This is a genomic window from Telluria sp. PB2R4 (genome assembly GCF_059685695.1).
Genome location: NZ_JCASIC010000003.1, coordinates 162,070 through 181,973, shown reverse-complemented (window position 1 = coordinate 181,973; position 19,904 = coordinate 162,070). Strand labels below are relative to the sequence as shown.

Sequence of the window (19,904 nt, the reverse complement as noted above, 5' to 3'; positions counted from 1 at the left end):
CGAATCATTATGTCCATTGAACTGCTGACGCCCTACGAGAAGGGCAATCTCAACCAGACCACCACGCATGCCGACTGCATCGCCTGGTACGACGAGCTCGCGCGCCGTCATCCGAACGTGCTGCGCTTCCAGCAGGTGGGCGTGTCGGACGCCGGCGTGCCGATCCACGCGGGCGTGGTGAGCAGCGACGGCGTGTTCGACCGTGAGGCCATCAAGGCCGCCGGCCGCCCGGTCTTCTTCAACAACAACGGCATCCACCCGGGCGAACCGGAAGGCGTGGACGCCTGCATGGCGCTGGTGCGCGACTTCTGCACCCAGCCCGAGCGCCTGGCGGGGCTGCAGCAGACCGTGTTCCTGTTCGTCCCGCTGTACAACGTCGACGGCAGCCTGAATCGCGCAGACACCTCGCGCGTGAACCAGGACGGCCCGGAGCAGTTCGGCTTCCGCGGCATGAGCCGCCACCTCGACCTGAACCGCGACTTCATCAAGTGCGACAGCCTGACCGCGCAGGTGTTCAACCGGCTGTTCACGGCCTGGGACCCGGACGTCATGGTGGACACGCACACCTCCAACGGCGCCGACTACAGCTACACCATGACCCTGATCCATACCCAGCCGGACAAGCTGGGCGGCGACTTGGGCGAGTTCCTGCGTTCGACCATGCTGCCGGCCATGTACGCCGGCATGGAAGCGCGCGGCTGGCCGACCTGCCCGTATGTGAACCCGGTCAAGGACAGCCCGGACGACGGCATCGCCGACTTCCTCGAGACCGCACGCTTCTCGACCGGCTACGCGGCCCTGCATCACACGATCGGCTTCATGCCGGAGACGCACATGCTCAAGCCGTTCAAGGACCGCTACGAGTCGATGCGTGCGCTGGTGGAGACTGCGCTCGACTTCACGGTGCGTCATGCGGATCGGATTCAGGCGCTGCGCCGTGCGGCGAAGCAGGCCAGCGGCGCGCGCCGCGAGTGGCCGATTCATTGGGCGATGGACGAGACCAACCCGGACAGCTTCCGCTTCAAGGGCTACGAAGCCGGGTACAAACCGAGCGTGCTGGGGACGTATTCGCGCCTGTGGTACGACCGCACCAAGCCGTGGGAGCGCGACATCGCCTGGTACAACCGCTTCCCGGCCGACATCCACGTGCGGGCGCCACGCGCCTATGTCGTGCCGCAGCAGTGGCGTGAGGCGATCGAGCGCCTGCAGTGGAACGGTGTGCGCATGGAGCGCGTGGAAGCCGATCGCGTGGAAGAGGTGGACTATTACCACATCGTGTCCGTGACCTCGCGCCCGAATGCCTACGAGGGCCACATGTTCCATGACGACGTGGTGCTGGAAAAGCGCCGCGGACAGGTAACGCTGCGTGCGGGCGACTTCATCGTGCCGCTCGACCAGGACAATGCGCGCTACGCGGTCGAAACGCTCGAGCCGCTGGGTCACGACAGCTTCTTCCGCTGGGGTTTCTTCAACAGCGTGCTGGAGAAAAAAGAAGCGTATTCGGACTACGTGTTCGAGGACCACGCCGCCGAACTGCTCAACGACGAGCCGGCGCTGGCGGTCAAGTTCGTTGCGTGGAAGGAGGCGAATCCGGCGCTGCTGTCGAACCAGGAGGCGGTGCTGGACTTCATCTTCGCGAATTGCGAGCGCTATCGCGAGCCGGAGTGGAGGCGCTATCCGGTCTTCATGCTGGCCTGACTGGGGCCTCAGGCCAGGGCCGGCCGCCGGCCCTGGCGAGGGATCTTCATGAAGCGTCGGCCCCGGTCAGGCGGCCGTAGATTCCGCTGTAACGATTGACGCTGGCTTTCCAGTTGCGCTCGGTTTCCACGTACTCGCGGCCGGCGGCGCGGAGCTTCGGCCACTCGGTCCGGGCATCTACCAGTCCACCGACCTTGTCGGCCAGCGCGCGTGGATCGTCCGCCTTGAACAGCACGCCGGTCTTGCCGTCCACGATCAATTCGAGGTGGCCGCCGACATCGGACGCGGCCAGCACGCGGCCTTGGGCCATCGCTTCGAGCGGCTTGAGCGGCGTGACCAGATCGGTCAGGCGCATCGACAGGCGCGGATACACCAGCACGTCGAGCAGGTCGTAGTATTTTTGCACCTGGTCGTGCGGCACGCGGCCGGTAAAGACGACCTTGTCGGCAATGCCCAGGTCCTTTGCCATCTGGCGCAGGCGCGCGTCTTCGGGGCCGCCACCCACCAGCAGCACGCGCAGGTCGGGCCGCTCGGCGCTCAGCGCGGGAACCGCGCGCAGCAGGATGTCCAGGCCCTCGTAGGCATAGAACGAACCGATGAAGCCGATCAGGCGCGCGTCCGTCAGGCCCAGTTTCGCCTTCAGGTCCTGGTCGGCCACGCCGCCGACGGCGAACTTGTCGATATCGACGGCATTCGGGATCACCGTGATCTTGTCAGCCGGGATGCCGCGCGCGACGATATCGCGGCGCAGGCCTTCACAGATCGTGGTCACGGCATCGGCGCGCCTCAATGCGTAGCTTTCCAGCGCCCGCGTCAGGCGATAGCGCAGGCCGTTCTCGGTGGCCGTTCCATGGTCCACCGCGGCGTCTTCCCAGAAGGCGCGCACTTCATATACCACCGGGATGCCGAACTTCTTGCCGGCGCGAAGCGCGGCGATCGCGTTCAGCGACGGGGAGTGCGCGTGCAGCACGTCCGGGCGGATGGCCGGGATGATTTCCGCGAGGCGGCGCTCCAGGCCATCGATGACCTGTTTCTGGTTCAGTACCGGCAGCTTGCCCAGGAAGCCCGCGCTGGCCGGCGTACGATAGAAATGCAGGCCGTCCACGGTTTCTTCCAGTGCGCTATCGGAATTTTGCTTGGACCCGGTGACATGGAAGGTTTCCCAACCCATCGCACGTTGCTCGCGCAGGATCGAGCGGGTACGGAAGGTGTAGCCGCTATGCAGTGGTATCGAGTGATCCAGTACGTGGAGGACGCGCATATCAGTTCTTCTTCACTCAGCGGCGGGTGCTGGCGTAGCCGCAGGTGTCGACGACGACCTTACCCGCGAACAGTTCCTGCTTCAGGGCCAGGAACGGCTTGTGGTTGACCAGCATGACCGCGATCTGGGAGCGCGCCAGCGCATCCTGCGGCGTGCGCAACTCGCCCTTGTCCAGGCTGGCCGGCAGCGCGGAGATGTTCGGCTCGACCACGATGACGCGGCAGTTGTGCGCCGCGGTGATGGCCGCCACGATGTCCAGTGCCGGGCTTTCGCGCAGATCGTCGATGTCCGGCTTGAATGCCAGGCCGAAGCAGGCGATGGTGACGTCGGATTCCTGGCGGCCTGGATGGGCGGCGACGAAGCGGTCGATTTCCTGCTTGACGCTTTCCAGCACCCAGTGCGGCTTGTGGTCGTTGACCTCGCGCGCGGCCTTGATCAGCTTTGCCTCTTCCGGCGCGCTGTGCACGATGAACCACGGGTCCACGGCAATGCAGTGTCCGCCCACGCCCGGGCCCGGACGCAGCACGTTGACGCGCGGGTGGCGGTTGGCCAGTGCGATCAGTTCCCATACGTCGATGCCCAGCTTGCCGCAGATGATCGACAGCTCGTTCGCGAACGCGATATTCACGTCGCGGAAGGAGTTTTCGGTCAGCTTGCACATCTCCGCGGTGCGCGAATTGGTTTCGATGCACTCGCCCTGCACGAAGGTCTGGTACAGCGCGATGGCGCGTGCCGAGCAATCCTTGGTGATGCCGCCGATGATGCGGTCGTTCGAGACCAGTTCGTGAATGACCTTGCCTGGTAGCACGCGCTCAGGGCAGTAAGCGATGTTGATATCGGTGGCGTCGTCCGGACCCTGGGGAATCTTCAGGTCGGGGCGCTCTTCAGCCAGCCATTCCGCCAGTTTCTCGGTCGTGCCGACCGGCGAGGTCGATTCAAGGATGACCAAGTCGCCTTTTTTCAGCACCGGGGCGATCGAGCGCGCCGCGGCTTCGACATAGGTAATATCCGGCTCGTGATTGTCGCGGAATGGGGTCGGCACGGCAATCAGGAAGGCATCGGCAGGCTGCACGGTGGTGGTGGCCTTGAGATATCCCTGGTTGACCGCGGCGCTGACGATCATGTCCAGATCGGGTTCGACGATATGGGCCTGGCCGCTGTTGATGGTGTCGACCGCATGCTGGTTGATGTCGACGCCGATAACATTCTTCTTGCGAGAAGCAAACATTGCAGCCGTGGGGAGACCAATGTATCCCAAGCCAATCATTGCGATAGTATCAAACGAGCTGGTCATGATTTTCTCTTAAAAAGTTTACGATTTGCAAAGCGGCAGTACCGTCGCCATAGGGATTGGCGGCGTTGCTCATTCGGGTGTATTCAGCGGGATCGGTCAGCAGGACGCGCGTGCCGTCGACGATCGAACGGACGGACGTGCCGACCAGGCGCACGGTGCCTGCGGCCACGGCCTCGGGACGTTCGGTGGTATCGCGCATGACCAGCACCGGTTTGCCCAGCGATGGCGCTTCTTCCTGGATGCCGCCGGAATCGGTCAGCAGGATGGAGGCGCGGTTCATCAGGTAGACGAAAGGCAGGTAGCTGACCGGATCGATCAGGTGGATATTGGGATTGCCCTTCAGGATGCGTTGTACCGGTTCCTGCACATTGGGATTCAAATGCACCGGATACAGAACCTCTACGTCATCAAGCTGGCTGATTTCGTCTAGCGCTCGGCAGATGTTCTCAAACCCTGTACCAAAGTTTTCTCTGCGATGACCAGTCACCAGTACCAGTTTTTTCTTGCTGTTGAGGAAACTGAACTGCGATTCCATCTGGCGCCGGAGCGCTGGGTCGGTCTCCAGGCGCCGGACAACATCCAGCAAGGCATCCACGACGGTGTTGCCAGTGACGCAAATATTTTGTGCGGAAACGCCTTCGTTGAGCAAGTTCTGTTTTGCATGCTCAGTCGGTGCAAAATGCACTTTGGCAATTGCCCCAGTCAGCTTACGGTTGATTTCTTCTGGCCATGGGGAATATATATTCCCGGTCCGTAGTCCGGCTTCCACGTGGCCGACGGCGATGCGCTCGTAATACGCTGCCAGGCTGGTCGCCATGGTCGTCGTGGTATCGCCATGCACCAATACATAATCCGGCCGCCACTCGCGCAGCACGGTGCGCATTCCGGTCAGTACTTTGCCGGTGATGTCGGAAAGGTCCTGACCGGGAGTCATAATGTCGAGATCGAAATCAGGCTTGATGGAAAACAGCTCGAGTACCTGATCCAACATGGACCTGTGCTGGGCGGTGACACAGACTTTGACGTCGAAGTCGGGAGCGGCAGCAAGTTCACGCACTACCGACACCATTTTGATCGCCTCTGGCCGGGTGCCGAAGACGGTGAGTATCCTGAGGGTCATCTGCTATTACTGGTTATGTGCGTTGTGATTAGCGCAGGTATTCAAGGCAAGCTCGACTACCCAACAATGTTGCTTTTTATATATTTAAGTAAACTGATCGGTACATTGTCCCTGAAAAGCATGGGATTGTCAAAAGTATCACATGCTTTCCGTATCGCAACAAAAATCGCTTTTACTACTCTACACTGACGGGTGCCAGAAAGTCACTCCCGCACCATCGAAAGCATTATTTGTATGCGTATATGCAACGTTTTAAGTCTGCATACCTGCATAAAATGCAACTTTCAGAACCAATCCTCCATGCCATGCAGCTACATCATGAGTTGATTTGAATCAATAGTGTAGATGTTTTTTCGCAAGACTGGCGTCTGGTTGGGGTGCATTAAAGTAAGGTTCTGGGCCTGGTGATCGTTGATCGTCAAGCGAGCAGAATCAAAGCAGACGCGCGCCGAGTCGATTGATGCCTGAATTAGCCAAGCTAGGACCATGTCGAAGGTAGGCGCGGTTGCGCCGTGCGGCCTGGGTGGACAGGCAAGGCTCAGCACGGAATTAGTTGTTCGCGGTAATCCACCGATCCACCTTCGCCTCCAGCACCGCCAGCGGCAGCGTGCCTTCCCCCAGCACGATCTCGTGGAACTTCGGCAGGCTGAACTTCGCGCCCATTGCCGCTTCGGCGCGTTTGCGCAATTCCATGATCTTCAGCGACCCGATCTTGTAGCCCAGCGCCTGCCCCGGCCACACCATGTAGCGCTCGATCTGCGCGCGCGCCTCGGCTTCCGAGTAGCCCAGTGTGTCCTGGAAATACCGGATCGCCCTGGCGCGGCTCCAGCCTTTCGCATGCAGGCCGGTATCCACTACCAGGCGCGCCGCGCGCAGCATCTCGTCGTTCAGGTGGCCGAAATAGTCTTCCGGCTTCTCGAACAGGCCCATCTCCTTGCCCAGGGTCTCTGCATACAGCGCCCAGCCTTCGGTAAAGGCGTTGTTGCCGCCGAACTTGCGGAAGTTCGGCAGGCCCAGCTCCTGCACCAGCGCGATGTGGAAATGGTGGCCCGGCTGGCCTTCGTGCAGGTAAAGCGTCACCATGCCGGTGCTGCCGTACAGCTTCGGATCGTTCACCACCGACCAGAACACGCCGGGACGCGAGCCGTCCGCAGCCGGCGGGGTGTAGTGGTCCGAGGCGGTGGCGCGCGACAGTTCGGGCTCCAGGCGCAGGTCGAGCGGCGCCTTCGGCATCAAGGTGAACAGGGCCGGCAGCTTGGCGCGCACCCTGGCGTCCAGGTCGCGGTAGACGGCGATCACCTGCTGGTCGGAGGTGAAGGGCTTGAACTTCGGCTGTTCCGACACCCAGCGCGGCAGGCCGGCGGCGGGGCCGGTGTAGCCCATCTTCGGTCCGGTCACGGCGTATTCGCCCTGGATGCGCGCCACCTCCTTCAGGCCGATCTCGTGGATCTGCTCCGGCGTGAGATTGGTCGTGGTCATCGCCGCCGCGCGCGCCGCATACCAGGCGGCGCCGCCGGGCAGGGCGGCCCAGCCGGCGCTGGTGCGCGTTTTCGGCAGGTAGTCCTTTTCCAGGTAGGTCGACAGGCGCTTCAGGGCCGGATTCAGTTTGTTGGCGATCGTCTTGCGGTAGGCGTCGGTCAGGCTGCGCTTCTCGGCCCTGGTAAACGACGCCGGCATGTTCCTGATCGGCGTGTAGAAGATGCTGTCCGTGGTCTTGGCCGCCACCAGTTGCTTGAATTGCGGTAGCGCGGACTTCATCGGCTCGCGCGGCTGGACGATGCCGCGCCTGACCCCTTCGCGCATGTTGGCGATCGACTGGTCGATGTGCGGCACCAGCTGCGCCAGGCGGTTCAGGTAGGCGCGGTAGTCGCGTGGGGTGTTCAAGGGCTGGGCGCCCTGGCCGCCGGCGTAGTTCGCCAGGATCACCGGCATGCTGACCATCTGGTCGATCGGGATCAGGTGCTCGGGGAAGGCGGCCAGGCGCAGTGCGCTGTCCAGGTCGAACTTGAGGATGTCGTAGCTGGTCTGGTCGCGGCTGCCCAGGCGTTCGCGCGGGATTGTCGACAGGCGCGCAAGATAGCTGCGGTACAGCGCGAACTGCTGCGCGCGCAGCTTGGGCGAGATCGACAGGCCCAGCTTGTCGTTGAAGCGGCTGTCGCCGTTCTCGGTGGCCCAGACCGGCTCGAAGCGCGCCAGCGATTCGTAGTATTCGTCGGCCAGGGCGTTGATCTGGCGGCTTTCCAGCGTCGCCGCGGCGGCGGCGGGTTTGGGGCTGTCGGCCTGCGCCGCTGCGGCCGGCGCGCACACGAGCAGCGCCGCCGCAGCCAGGGCTGCGAGCTTGAACATGGCATTCATGGTGTTTCCTTGTGAATCAGTAGCTGGCCAGCGGCGTCAATGCGCCGTTCTTGAAGGTGTAGACCGTGACGGCGGTCTTCTTCAGGTTGCCCTTCGGGTCATAGCCGTAGGTACCGATCACGCCCTGGTAGCTGATGGTGTGCATGGCCGCGCCGACCTTGGCGGCATCGACCGAGTTGGCCGATTTCATGGCCTGGGCGATGAATTTGGTCTGGTCGTAGAACGAGGGCGCGTAGACGTCCGGGTCGCGCTTGAAGCGGGCCTTGTAGGCGCTGATGAATGCCGGGCCGCCCGGCTGCTTGGCGACGATGGCGCCGGCCTGGGCGCAGCGCACGTTCTCGCCGACGGCCGGGCCGCCGAGCTTGGCCATCTCGGGGCTGCACAGGGTGTCGCCGCCCAGCAGCGGCACGTTCAGGCCGAGCGCCTTCATCTGGCGCGCCATCGGCGCAGCCTGCGGGGCATAGCCGCCGAAGAAGACCGCGTCCACGCGCTTGGCCTTCAGCGAGGTGAGGATGGCGGCGAAGTCGGTGGCCTTGTCGGTGGTGTACTCGTGGCCCGCGACCTTGATACCGTTGGTCTGCGCCTGGCGCTTGAACTCCATCGCGATGCCCTGGCCGAAGGCAGTGCGGTCGTCGATGACGCCGACGTTCTTCACCTTCAGCTCCTTGGCCGCATAGGCCGCCACCGAGCCGCCCACCTGCGTGTCGCTGGCGACGATGCGGAACACCGTCGGGTAGCCTGACTGGGTAATCTTGGGATTGGTGCCGACGGTCGACATCAGGATGCCGTTGTCGTTGTAGACGCGCGAAGCAGGGATGGCCACGCCCGAGTTGTAGGGGCCGAGCACGAACTTCACCTTGGCGTCGGCGAACTTCTGCGCCACGTTCACGCCCTGTTTCGGATCGCCCTGGTCGTCTTCGGACTGCAGCTCGAAGCGCAGCGTATTGCCGCCGACCTGGAGCTTCTGTGCGTTGAGTTCCTCGATGGCGAGGCGCACGCCGTTCTCGTTGTCCTTGCCGGCAAAGGCGTTAGCGCCCGACAGCGGGCCGCTGACGCCGATCTTGACGACTTGTTCGGCGGCGCCGGCGTGGATGGCTAACAGTGCCAGCGCGAGCGGCGCCAGGTGCAGTTTGGATGGCATTCAGGGTATCTCCGTTGTGTTCTAACGGACGCCATCATCGCATGAAACCCGCCAGGGGTTAAGCAGGCAAGCCGTGCGAAATCAGCTCCAGCGGCAGCGCCGTGCTGCACTTGATCTGCTCCATCGAGAACGCCGACGACACGCCGGTCAGGCGTGCGGTCTTGATCAGCTTCTTGTAGAAGCGGTCGTAGCCGGCGATGTCGGTGGTGACCACCTTGAGCAGGTAGTCGACGTCGCCGCTCATGCGGTGGAACTCGAGCACTTCCGGCAGCGCGACGACGGCCGCGGCGAAGCGCGCCAGCCATTTCTCGTCGTGTTCGGTGGTGCGCACGCTGACGAACACCGTCACCGGCAGGCCCACCTTCTCGCGGTTGACGATGCTGACCCGGCTTTCGATGTAACCCTCTTCCTCGAGGCGCTTGACGCGCTTCCAGCACGGCGTACTGGACAGGCCGACCTTTTCGCTGAGGCCGGAAATGGAGAGGGTGGCATCTGCCTGTAATGCAGCAAGAATAGCGCAGTCAAACTTGTCGAGTGAGTTCATTTTCACTATGTCGATATATCGAGAATGCACATGCCAATTCCGTGCGATAAAACGAACAAAATGGAATGCGCTTACCGGCACGGCTCCGTAACATACTTACTTACGATAACACGATCCGAAGCAACTAATTACTTTTTTGTAATTGTCATCATGAACACTGAACTTTACCTCGACGCCAATGCCACGTCGCCTGTCCTGCCTTCAGCCATCGAGGCTGCAACGGCCGCCATGCAGGCCTGTTTCGGCAACCCGAGCAGCAGCCATGCCTGCGGCCTGCGCGCCAGGTCGCTGCTGGACGCCACCCGGGCCAGGGCACGCCGCGTGCTGGGCGCCTCCAAGGGGCGGGTGATGTTTACCAGCGGCGCGACCGAAGGCATCCAGACCGCCGTGCTGTCGGCGCTGTGCGCGGTGCGCGAGCGGAGGGAGCGCGGTGAAGCCTGCGGCAACCTGCTGCTGGTCGGCGCCACCGAGCACAAGGCCGTGCCGGAGAGCCTGGCGCACTGGAACCGCCTGCTGGGCACCGGGCTGGAACTGCGGATGCTGCCGGTCGACGGCGACGGCCGCCATCGCCTGGACGTGTTGCGCGAACTGGCGCCGCGCGCCGCGTTTGTCTGCACCATGGCCGCCAACAACGAAACCGGCGTCGTGTCCGACCTGGACGGCATCGCGCGCGTGCTGGAGGAAACCGGCAGTCCGGCGCTGTGGATGGCCGACTGCGTGCAGGCGCTCGGCAAGCTGCCCTTGCACCTCGACGCCACCCGCATCGACTACGCGCCGTTCTCCGGCCACAAGCTGTATGCCCCGAAAGGCATCGGCCTGCTGTATGTGCGCGAAGGCGCCCCCTATACGCCGCTGATGTGCGGCGGCGGCCAGGAGGCGGGGCAGCGTTCCGGCACCGAAAACATGGGCGGCATCGCCGCCCTCGGCGCGGTGCTCGGCGCACTGGAAGAAGGCGGCACTTTCCGCACCCACGCCCAGCTGCGCGACTACCGCGGCCGCCTCGCCACCGCCCTGGTGGATGCCTTCCCTGGCCTGGGTTTCAACGCCCCGTTCGAGCACGCGCTGCCGACCACGCTGAATTTCTCGGTGCCGGGCCTGGGCAGCAAGGAGCTGCTCGACCTGTTCGACGCGGCCGGCCTGCGCGTCAGCGCGGGCTCGGCCTGTTCGGCCGCCAAGGCGGCGCCCAGCTACGTGCTGGATGCCATGGGCGTGCCGGTAGAGCGCAGCGAGTCCGCCGTGCGCCTCTCGTTCGGCCCACTGGCGGACGAGGCCTTTATCGAGGACGCCTGCGCGCGTATCGCACACTGCGGCCGCGCACTGGCACAGGCCAAGTCCGCGGCGCATTCGGCGGCGCGGCTGCAGCAGGCAGAGGCGGGCGGCGCCAGCGGCTGGCTGCTGTTCGATGACGAAGGCCGGCACTGCATCGCGATCGATCCGCCGGCGGCGCTGGCGGCGCGCATCGCTTCCGACCTGTGTACGCGCGATTGCCGCCTGCTGGCCTGTTTCGATACCGGCATGGGGGCCAGTGGCGCCGATGCACTGTGCGACATCCTGGGAATGACGCCGGGCTGGCCGAATCATGCAGACCCGGCCCAGCAGGTGCGGTTCGCCGGACGCACGCTCGACGCCATCGCGCTCGGCCAGGACGTGCTGGCGAAAGCCGGCGACGGCTACCTGCTGGGGCGTCCGGAACATGGCGCGCTGGCCGCCGATGCGGTGCGCTTCGTGTTCGGTGCGGTGCCGTCCGATGCCGGCCTGGATGCGGCCCTGTGCTGCCACCGGGCCGGCGAGCCCGCCGTGTCGCACGTCAAGGCTGCTGCGCTGGCGGACGAGGGCATCGACCTCGATGCCACCACGGCCGCCGCCTACCTGGCGGCCCACCCGGAGGCGCTGCTGGTGGATGTGCGCGAGCTCACGGAGCATGTGGCCGGCAGCGCCCAGCTGCGCGGGCGCGCGGCACAGCACGTGCCGCTGTCGCAGCTGGCCGGACAGGCCGCGCACTGGCTGCGCGAGCCGCGTCCGCTGGTATTCCTGTGCCGCAGCGGCAACCGCAGCGCGCGCGCCGCACGCCTGCTGCGCCGCCTCGGCCATGCCCAGGCCTGGCACGTCACCGGCGGGCTGGCGCTGGCCGGGTAGATGCCGGCGTCTGCCGGCTGGGCGGATCCGCTCCCTGTGTACGTCACCGCACAGTAGCTACCGCTGGCTTCTTCTAGCATGGCGGTGGCCGTGCGCGCCCTGCGTTTCCCTTCCCATTGACCTGCTTCAGGCGCACAGCGTGCCGGCGGTCGACAGCGCGCGCCTCTGTGTCGAAGTCCCTGCGAGGTTGCTGTTGAAGCAAGAGAAGAATCCGAAGGCTGGATCCGCCGCCCCTGCCGCAGCCCCGAGGGATGCGGCGGATGACGGCGCACCTGGCCTGCGCGTGCAGTTGGCCGAGCTGGCCGGCGCGCTCGAGGCTGCCTGCGACGCGCTCGACGGCGCCCGCCGCCGCGGCAGCGATCTTCCCCCCGCCGCCGGCGTCATCCTCGACAGCATTCCCCTGATCGACGTCCAGTTGCGGCAGGCACGGGCCGCCTTCGGCCTGCACGACCGCGGCGTGCTGCCGCCGCAGGCACCCGGTGGCGACGTTCGCATCCTCGTGCTGGCGCGCGAAGCGGCGGCGCGTGACGACGGGCGCATCGATCGCGACGGCCTGGCGCGCTTCCTCGTCGCCGCCGAGCCGGACGCGCCACTGCGATTGGCCGAGCTGCGCCTGTTCCCTGCTGCCCTGCGCATGGCGCTGCTCGATGGCCTGCGCCGGATCGCCCAGCGCTGCGCCCGCGCCTGCGAAGAGCGCATCCTCGCCGCTGACTGGGCAGGCCGGATGCTGGACACCGCCGACCAACGATCCGGCGACCTGGTCCTGCTGGTGGCCGACATGGCGCGGCAGGTGGAGCCGATGGGCTGCAGCTTCGTGGCGGAACTGGCGCGCCGCCTGCAGGGGCAGGGGACCGCCGTGGCGCAGGCGCTGGCCTGGATCGATGCGCGCCTGGCCGACCAGGGTTCCAACATCGCCGACCAGGTGCAGCTTGAGCGCGATGCCATGGCAGCCGACGGCAGCCTGGCGGCCAACAGCCTGGCCAGCCTGCGCCTGCTGGGCGGCATCGACTGGCGCCTGCTGGCGGAAAGTTCCAGCGCGGTCGAAACCCTGCTGCGCGCCGACCCGGACGGCAGTTATCCGAGCATGGACGGTCCGACCCGCGACCTGTACCGGCTCGCCATCGAACGGCTGGCGCGTCGCAGCAGCCGGCCGGAAGCCGACGTCGCCCAGGAGGCGTTGGCGCTGGCAGGCAGGCACCGCGCCCCGAGCGAAGGCGGGCTCGATGCGCGCCACCGCCATATCGGCTACTACCTGCTTGGTCCCGGCCTGGCGGCGCTGGAAGCCAGGCTGCAGCCGAAGCCGGAGTTGAGGCGCCGCCTGGCCCGGCGCCTGCGGCAGGATCCGCTGGCGGTACACATCGGCGCCATGGCGCTGTTCACGTTGCTGTTCGCGGCGGCGGTCGTGGCGTGCGCGCGCCAGCAGGGCGCGGCCCTGTGGCTGCAGGCCGTCATCGGCGTGCTCGCCCTGCTGGGCGCCAGCGGCCTGGCGCGTTCGCTGGTGGACATGATGGCGGCCTGGATTGCGCCGCCGGCGCCGCTGCCGCGCATGGACTTCGACGGCGGCATCACGCCGCAGGCGCAGACCCTGGTGGCGGTGTCGGCGCGCCTGCTCAACAGCGCCCAGGTCGACGCCTTGTGCCGCGACCTCGAAGTGCGCTATCTCGCCAACCGCGATCCGCACCTGCGCTTCTGCCTGCTGGGCGACCTGTACGACGCGCCGCACGAGAGCATGCCCGACGACGATGCGCTGGTCGCGCATGCCGCCGCCGCCATCGAGGCCCTCAACCGCAAGCATGCGCACGACCATTCCTACGCCACGCTCGACGAGGAAGGGCAGCCGGCTACCGCCAGGTTGCGCATCGAACCCTTCCTGCTGCTGCAGCGTCCGCGCACCTGGAACAGCGGCGAACACGCCTGGATCGGGCGCGCGCGGCGGCGCGGCCAGCTGGCCGACCTGAATGCCTTCCTGGCCGGAACCGGGCGCGAGCGCTTCGCCGGCGTTGCCGGGAATACCGCCGGGCTGGCGGAAATACGCTACGTGATTACCATCGATGCCGCCACCGACCTGCCGCGCGACGCGGCGCGGCGCCTGGCCGGCGCCATGGCGCACCCGCTCAACCAGCCGCTTGTGGTGGACGGCGACGGCGCCGCCAGGATAGCCGAAGGACATGCCATGCTGCGCCCGGCCGTCGGCGCCGCGCTGCCCCGCCCGCAGGCCGGCCGCTACCAGCGCATGTGGCTGGAGGGACGCGGCACCTGGGCCGCCGGCCTGGCGGCGCGCGAGTGCGAAGCGCATGGCATGCTCGGCTGGTCCGCCATCTACGACGTCGATGCCTACGAACGGGTGCTGCGCGGGCGCCTGCCGGACGACGCGTTGCCCGCGCCGGGCCTGGTGGACGAGGGCTGCCTGCACGCGGCGCGCGACTGCGCGGTGCGGCTCGAGGAAGCGCTGCCCGGCAGCTATGGCGAACATGCGGTGCGGCGCCATCGCGCGCAGCGCGCGGCCTGGCAGGGAGCCGGCTGGATCCGCAAGCACGTCAAACACGGCAAGGACCTGCGCGCGGCCAATCCGATGACCGCCGCCGCCCGCTGGCAGCTGTTCGACAGCCTGCGCGACAGCCTGGTGGCGCCGGCACTGACGGCGCTGCTGGTGCTGTGCTTGAGCACGCTGGCGGCGCCCGCGTTCTGGATTGCCGTGGTGCTGTCGGTGTTCTTCCTGCCGGCCCTGCCGGGCAGCCTGGTGGCCTTGCTGGACCGGCCGCACGATGCGCCCTGGCGCCAGCACCTCGACAGCTGGTCGCGCGGCGCGCGCGTGCCGCTGGTGCGCGCGGCGCTGGCTGCCAGCTTCCTCCCGCATGCGGCCTGGTGCCAGCTCGACGCGGTGGCGCGTGCGGTATGGCGCCGCCATGTGTCGCGCCGGCGCCAGCTGGAGTGGCGGCCGGCGGCGCTGGCGCGTCCGGCACGCGTGGTGGCCAACAACTGGCTGGCGATGTGGTTCGCGCCGGCGCTGGCGATTGCCACGGCGCTGCTGCTGACCTTCGCCAACCCGTATTCGCTGTTCCCCGCCGCACCGGTGCTGCTGGTGTGGTTCCTGTCGCCGCTGCTGGCCTGGTGGACCAGCCTGCCGCTGCGTGCACAGCCGCCGCGCCTGTCCGCGGCGCGCCATGCCGCCCTGCAGCGCCTGGCGCGTCGCAGCTGGCGCTTTTTTGAAGACCATGCCGGCCCGGCCGGCAACTGGTTGCCGCCGGAAAGCGTGCAGGAGCATCCGCATCCCTTGCTGGATGCCCGTACCACGCCGGCCGGCATGTCCATCTATCTGCTGTCGACGCTGGCGGCGCACGATTTCGGTTACATCGCGCCGGGCGAACTGCTGCGGCGCCTGGACGACTCGCTGGCCTCGATGGCGCTGCTCGAGCGCTGGAACGGCCACTTCCTGGCCGACTACGACAATGCCACGCTGGCGCCCAGCGAGCCGGCCTTCGTTTCCACACGCGACAGCGGCTGGCTGGGGATCGGCCTGCGCGTGTTGTCCGGCGGGCTGGACGAGCTGCCCGACGCGCCCGTTGCCGGGCCGCGGACACTGGACGGGATCCGCGCGGCCCTGCATGTGGTGGACGAACTGGCGCAGCACCAGGCCCACGGCGTGCGCACGCTGGTGGCCGCCGTCTGGGGCGCGCTCGATCCGCAGCGCGGCCGCGCGGCCGGTACGCTGCCCGGCCTGTCCGCATGCCTGCACCACGTGGTCGATGCCGCCGACACGCTGGCTGTCAGCCTGCCCGAGACGTCGGGCAGCGGGTCCGCCGCCCTGCGCGACTGGGCGCTGTGCCTGGCCGTGCAAGCCCGTGCGGCGCGGGACGAGCTGCTGGCGCTGGCGCCATGGATGCGCGCCGAGCAGGAATACGTACTCGACGCCAGCCTGACGCGCATCCCGACCCTGCGCGAGCTGGCGGCGCTGGACGCCCCCGCCGGCAGTCACCACGGTCTGGCGCGGCTGGTGCGCGAAGGGCGTCAGCACGCGCAGAAACTGCTGGCCGAGTGCGCGCGGCTGGCGGCGCAGGCGCGCAGCTTCGGCGCCATGGATTTCGCCGCCTTGCTCGACCGCGAAACCGGCCTGCTGGCGGCCGGTTGCCATGTGCGCGACGGACGCGATGGGCGCCTGGATACCGACAGCTGCGACCTGCTGGCCTCGGAGAGCCGCATGGCCAGCTTCCTGGCGGTGGCCCAGGGCCAGCTGGGGCAGCGCCACTGGTGGGCGCTAGGACGGCCACTGCGCATCGCCGGTGCGGAACAGCTGCTGCTGTCGCGCACCGGTGCGCTGTCGGACTACCTGGCGCCGCAGCTCCTGATGCCGGCGTGGTCCGAAACGCTGCTCGATCATGCCGGACGGGCCGCGGTGCGTGCGCAGGCGGCGCATGGCGCGCGCCACGACATGCCCTGGGGCTTTTCGGAGTCAAGCTGCAACGCGGTCGACGCGCAGCTGCGCTTCCAGTTCGGCCGCTTCGGCATTCCGGCGGCGAGCCTGGAGCGCAGTGCCGACCCGGGCCTGGTCGCCGCACCATATGCAGTCATGCTGGCACTGCAGGTAGCGCCAAGCCTGGCGCTGGCCAACCTCGAACGCATGGCGCAGGAAGGCCTGGCCGGTGACTACGGTTTCTTCGATGCGGTCGACCATACCCCAGGCAGACTGCCGCACGGCGAGCGCCGCCACGTAGTGCGCACGGTCGCCACCCGCCACCAGGGCATGGGCCTGCTCGCGCTGCTGCAGTTGCTGCACGACGCGCCGATGCAGCGCCGCTTCGCCCGCGACCCGGAGCTGCGCGCGGCCATGCCGCTGCTGCAGGAGCCGCTGCCGGCCTGCGGCGCAACGGCCCCGGCGCCTTACGACACCGCACTGCAGCGCTCCGGCCCCGCCCATGGGCGCCTCGTCGACCGGGCCGACGCCGCGATGCCGGACGTGCAGCTGCTGTCGAACGGCAGCTACCATGTGATCGTGGATCGTGACGGCATGGGCGTCAGCCGCTGGGGCGAGCTGGTGCTGACGCACTGGCAGCCGGATCCGCTCGGTGCACGCGGCGGCCTCGCCTGCGTGCTGCGCGATACCGCTTCCGGCGAACTGTGGTCGTCCACGCTGGCGCGCGGCGACGGCGCGCCGGAACGCTACGAGGCCGTATTCGCCGAGGGCCGCGCCAGCTTTCTTCGCGAAGAGCGCGGACTGGCCATCTTGAGCGAGGCCGTGGTGGCGCCCGACGACGACATCGAGCTGCGCCACGTCCGCATCCGCAACGACAGCACGCTGCCGCGCACGCTGGAGGTGACGAGCCACGTGGTCCTGGCGGCGCCCGCCGGCATGACGGTGGGCCCGGACGGGCCGGTGCGCATCGACGCGCCGACCCAGGCCATGCTGTGGGTCCCCGGCCCCGGCGCACCAGCCGTCCTGCACCTGATGGCGGTTCGTGGCGAGGCCGGTGCGCCGCTGTACAGCAGCACCTGCCTCGACCCCGCCGGTCCGCTGGCGCCGCCTGGAGAGGTGTCACACGGGCCGCAGGCGTCCGCGCCGGCCCTGGCGATCCGCCGCACTATCACGCTGGCCCCTGGCCAGGAGATCGGCATCGACCTGGTGTTGGGTGTGGCCCCGACGCCCGCCACGGCGCGCGAACTGGCGGCGCGGTATGCGGGCACGCAGGCGGTCGGGCAGGCGCTGGAGGCGGCCTGGACCCACGGCCAGGCTTTCCTGCGCGCGGCCGGCATCGGCGAGGCCCAGGGCCGGCTCTACAACCGCCTGGCCGGCTGCCTGCTCGACCCGGTTCCCGGCCTGCGGGCGGACGCCGGCGTCATCGAACGCAACGTGCGCCCCCGCGCAGCGCTGCGGCCATATGGCCTGGACGGCAGCCGTCCGCTCCTGGTGCTGCAGCCCGGTCCCGATAGCAGCCTGGCGCGCGAGATACTGCAGGCGCATGCCTACTGGCGCGCGCGCGGCTTCGAGGCCGACCTGCTGGTGCTGTGCGACGGCCGCGACATCCTGGCACAGATCACGGCGCTGGCGCCGGAATCACAGGACGGCGTACATCTGCACCTGCTGCCCGACGTGCCGCAGGAAGACCGCATCCTGCTGCGCGCGGCGGCGCAGGTGCTCCTGCTCGAGGAGCGCGGCAGCCTGGCCGACCAGCTGCGCCGCGCGGCCCCGGCGCTGCCCGCGCTGCCGGCGCCGTTCGCGCCCCAGGAACAGGCGGCGCCCTGGACCAGTGATGCGCGGCTGCCGGAAGCCGAGGCGCTGCTGCACGGCGACGGCATCCGCGGCCTGGCGCAGGACGGCCGCGAAGCGGTGGTCCGCAGCATCCAGGCCCTGCCCGCGCCATGGGTAAACCCGCTGGCCAATGGTGTGTTCGGCGCCGTGCTGCCGGAATCCGGTGCAGGCAGCACCTGGTGCGGCCGGCGCGAATCCCTGCTCACGGCGCCGCAGGGCGAAGCCTTCTACCTGCGCGACGACGACAGCGGCGCGGCATGGTCGCCGACGCCGTGGCCGATGCCTTCCGGCGAGCCTTATATAACGCGTCACGGCTTCGGCACGACCCTGTTCGAACACGTGGCGCACGGCATCCGCTCCGAGCTGCGCTGCTTCGTGGCGCCCGGCGCGTCATTGAAATATGCGGTGCTCAGGCTGCACAACGCGTCCAGCGCGCCGCGCCGCCTGTCGGTGACCGGCTATGTGCAGTGGTGGATGGATGCTGCCGGCACGCCCCCCGGGCTGCAGGTGGTCACCGGCGTCGACGTCGCCAGCGGCGCGCTGGTGGCGCGCAATGCCTTCGGCGACGGCTTCGCCGACATGGTCGGCTTCTTCCACCTGGACGCGCCCCAGGTGGCGTCGACCTGCGACCGGCAAGAATTCATCGGCCGCCACCGCAGCCTGGCGCGGCCGGCGGCGCTGGAACGCAACGGACTGGCCGGCACGCTCGGCGCCGGGATCGATCCCTGCGCGGCCCTGCAGGCGCCGGTCGAGCTGGCGCCCGGCGCGGACGCCGAGCTGGTGTTCCTGCTCGGCGTCGCCGCACCTAGCAGCCTGGCGGCGAGCCGCACGGTGCAGCAGCACGGCGGCGCCCAGGCCGCGGCAAGGGCGCTGCGCCAGGTGCATGCGTTCTGGGACGAACTGCTTGGCAGCGTGCGCGTATCCACGCTTGACGCGCGCTTCGACCTGTTCGCCAATGGCTGGCTGCCCTACGGGGCGGTGGCGGGCGCCATGGGTGGCACGCCGGCGGAGCAGCTGCAGGGAGCAATGGCGGCGCTGCACGGCAGTCCGGGTGTCCTGCGCGATGCGCTGCTGCGGGCCGCGCGCGCCGACATCGGCGCCGCCGGCGCGCCGGTCGAGGACTTTTTGTGGCTGCCCCATGCGCTGCACCGCTATGTGAGCGTGACGGGCGACTACGGCATCCTGCGCGAGCCGGCCGGCGGCGACCCGTCCAGCGGCACCCGGTTGGCGCACGACGATTTGTACCAGTACTGCGTGCACGGCCTGCGCGGCTGCCTGCGCTTCGGCATCCACGGCATGCCCCTGCACGAGGCGCGCATGCATGAGGACGAAGCCGAGCTGGATGCCCGCGCCGAGAGCGTGCGGCTGGCCTTCCAGCTGGCCGCGGTGTTGCAGCGCTTCGCTGAAGTGGCCGACCGCCGCGCCGACTTCGGCTTCGCCACCACCTGCCGCGGCGCCGCGCTGGCGCTCAAGGCGCAGGCCGAGGAGTACGGCTGGGATGGCGCAGCCTACGGCAATGGAGAAAACGATCCGTCCACCCAGGCCTGGGCCGCCATGGCCGGTGCCGAGCCAGGCCGCATCAAGGCGGTGCTCGGCGCCGTCGACCCCGCCGCCGCGCGAGACGGGCGCACCGTGGCCTGGACGGCGCTGGCCCTGGCCGGCGAAGGCGCCGCCACGCGCGCCTGGGACATGGTCCGCAGCCTGGTTTCGCTTGGCGGGGAGGGGGCACGCGTGCGCTGCGCCGGCGGCCCTTGCTTCATGATGGATGGCGTACACGCGGGACCCGCAGCCGGTTGGACTTACCTGGCGCTGACCGATGCGCTGCTCGGCCTGCAGCGCGGCGTCGACCGCCTGGCGCTGGCGCCGCTGCTGCCGGCGGGCTGGGAGAGCCTGCGCTTCCGTTACCGCAGCGGGCGGACGGATTATCATGTGACGGTGCTGCCGGCCACGCTGGGTGAGCTGCTCGTGCTCGACGGCGAACCGCAGCAGGACAACACGATCGAGCTCGTCGACGACGGCCGCGAGCACAAGGTGGAACTGTATGTGGAACGCAGGCCAGGCGACGCGCTCGCGGGCCATCACGACAACCAGCCAGGAACGAAGACATGAAT

Annotated in this window: 9 protein-coding genes; 3 read left to right on the top strand and 6 right to left on the bottom strand. The window is 67.9% G+C overall.

The window, feature by feature from the left end:
* Positions 1–9 precede the first annotated feature (9 nt).
* Positions 10–1,698, top strand: coding sequence for a M14 family zinc carboxypeptidase (locus AC56LU_RS06940; RefSeq protein ID WP_497174861.1), 1,689 nt, complete (start codon positions 10–12; stop codon positions 1,696–1,698).
* 46 nt (positions 1,699–1,744) lie between these two features.
* Here the strand turns inward: AC56LU_RS06940 and AC56LU_RS06935 are convergent, their stop codons facing one another.
* The 6 genes from AC56LU_RS06935 to AC56LU_RS06910 all read right to left on the bottom strand — a co-directional run bounded on the left by AC56LU_RS06935 (position 1,745) and on the right by AC56LU_RS06910 (position 9,413).
* Positions 1,745–2,959 (bottom strand): TIGR04063 family PEP-CTERM/XrtA system glycosyltransferase, encoded by a 1,215-nt coding sequence (locus tag AC56LU_RS06935; RefSeq protein WP_497174860.1) that lies wholly within the window; start codon positions 2,957–2,959, stop codon positions 1,745–1,747.
* A 16-nt stretch (positions 2,960–2,975) separates the two neighbouring features.
* Positions 2,976–4,253: a UDP-N-acetyl-D-mannosamine dehydrogenase gene (gene wecC, locus AC56LU_RS06930; protein ID WP_497174859.1), complete on the bottom strand. Its 1,278-nt coding sequence runs from the start codon at positions 4,251–4,253 to the stop codon at positions 2,976–2,978.
* A complete protein-coding gene (gene wecB, locus AC56LU_RS06925; protein ID WP_497174858.1) occupies positions 4,237–5,373 on the bottom strand; it encodes a non-hydrolyzing UDP-N-acetylglucosamine 2-epimerase in 1,137 nt (378 codons plus the stop codon). The genes wecC and wecB overlap by 17 nt, the downstream gene beginning before the upstream one ends.
* 549 nt (positions 5,374–5,922) lie before the next feature.
* Positions 5,923–7,728, bottom strand: coding sequence for a DUF885 domain-containing protein (locus tag AC56LU_RS06920; RefSeq protein WP_497174857.1), 1,806 nt, complete (start codon positions 7,726–7,728; stop codon positions 5,923–5,925).
* A 16-nt stretch (positions 7,729–7,744) separates the two neighbouring features.
* Entirely contained in the window at positions 7,745–8,869 is a 1,125-nt protein-coding gene (locus AC56LU_RS06915) for a branched-chain amino acid ABC transporter substrate-binding protein (RefSeq protein ID WP_497174856.1), read from the bottom strand.
* 58 nt (positions 8,870–8,927) lie between these two features.
* The gene (locus AC56LU_RS06910; protein ID WP_497174855.1) at positions 8,928–9,413 is read right to left on the bottom strand and encodes an Lrp/AsnC family transcriptional regulator; all 486 of its coding nucleotides are present in this window, start codon (positions 9,411–9,413) and stop codon (positions 8,928–8,930) included.
* A 150-nt stretch (positions 9,414–9,563) separates the two neighbouring features.
* Between AC56LU_RS06910 and AC56LU_RS06905 the strand changes: the two genes are divergently transcribed.
* Together AC56LU_RS06905 and AC56LU_RS06900 are read left to right on the top strand one after the other, a co-directional pair.
* Positions 9,564–11,549 (top strand): aminotransferase class V-fold PLP-dependent enzyme, encoded by a 1,986-nt coding sequence (locus tag AC56LU_RS06905; RefSeq protein ID WP_497174854.1) that lies wholly within the window; start codon positions 9,564–9,566, stop codon positions 11,547–11,549.
* A gap of 193 nt (positions 11,550–11,742) precedes the next feature.
* Positions 11,743–19,902, top strand: coding sequence for a GH36-type glycosyl hydrolase domain-containing protein (locus tag AC56LU_RS06900; protein WP_497174853.1), 8,160 nt, complete (start codon positions 11,743–11,745; stop codon positions 19,900–19,902).
* Positions 19,903–19,904 lie beyond the last annotated feature (2 nt).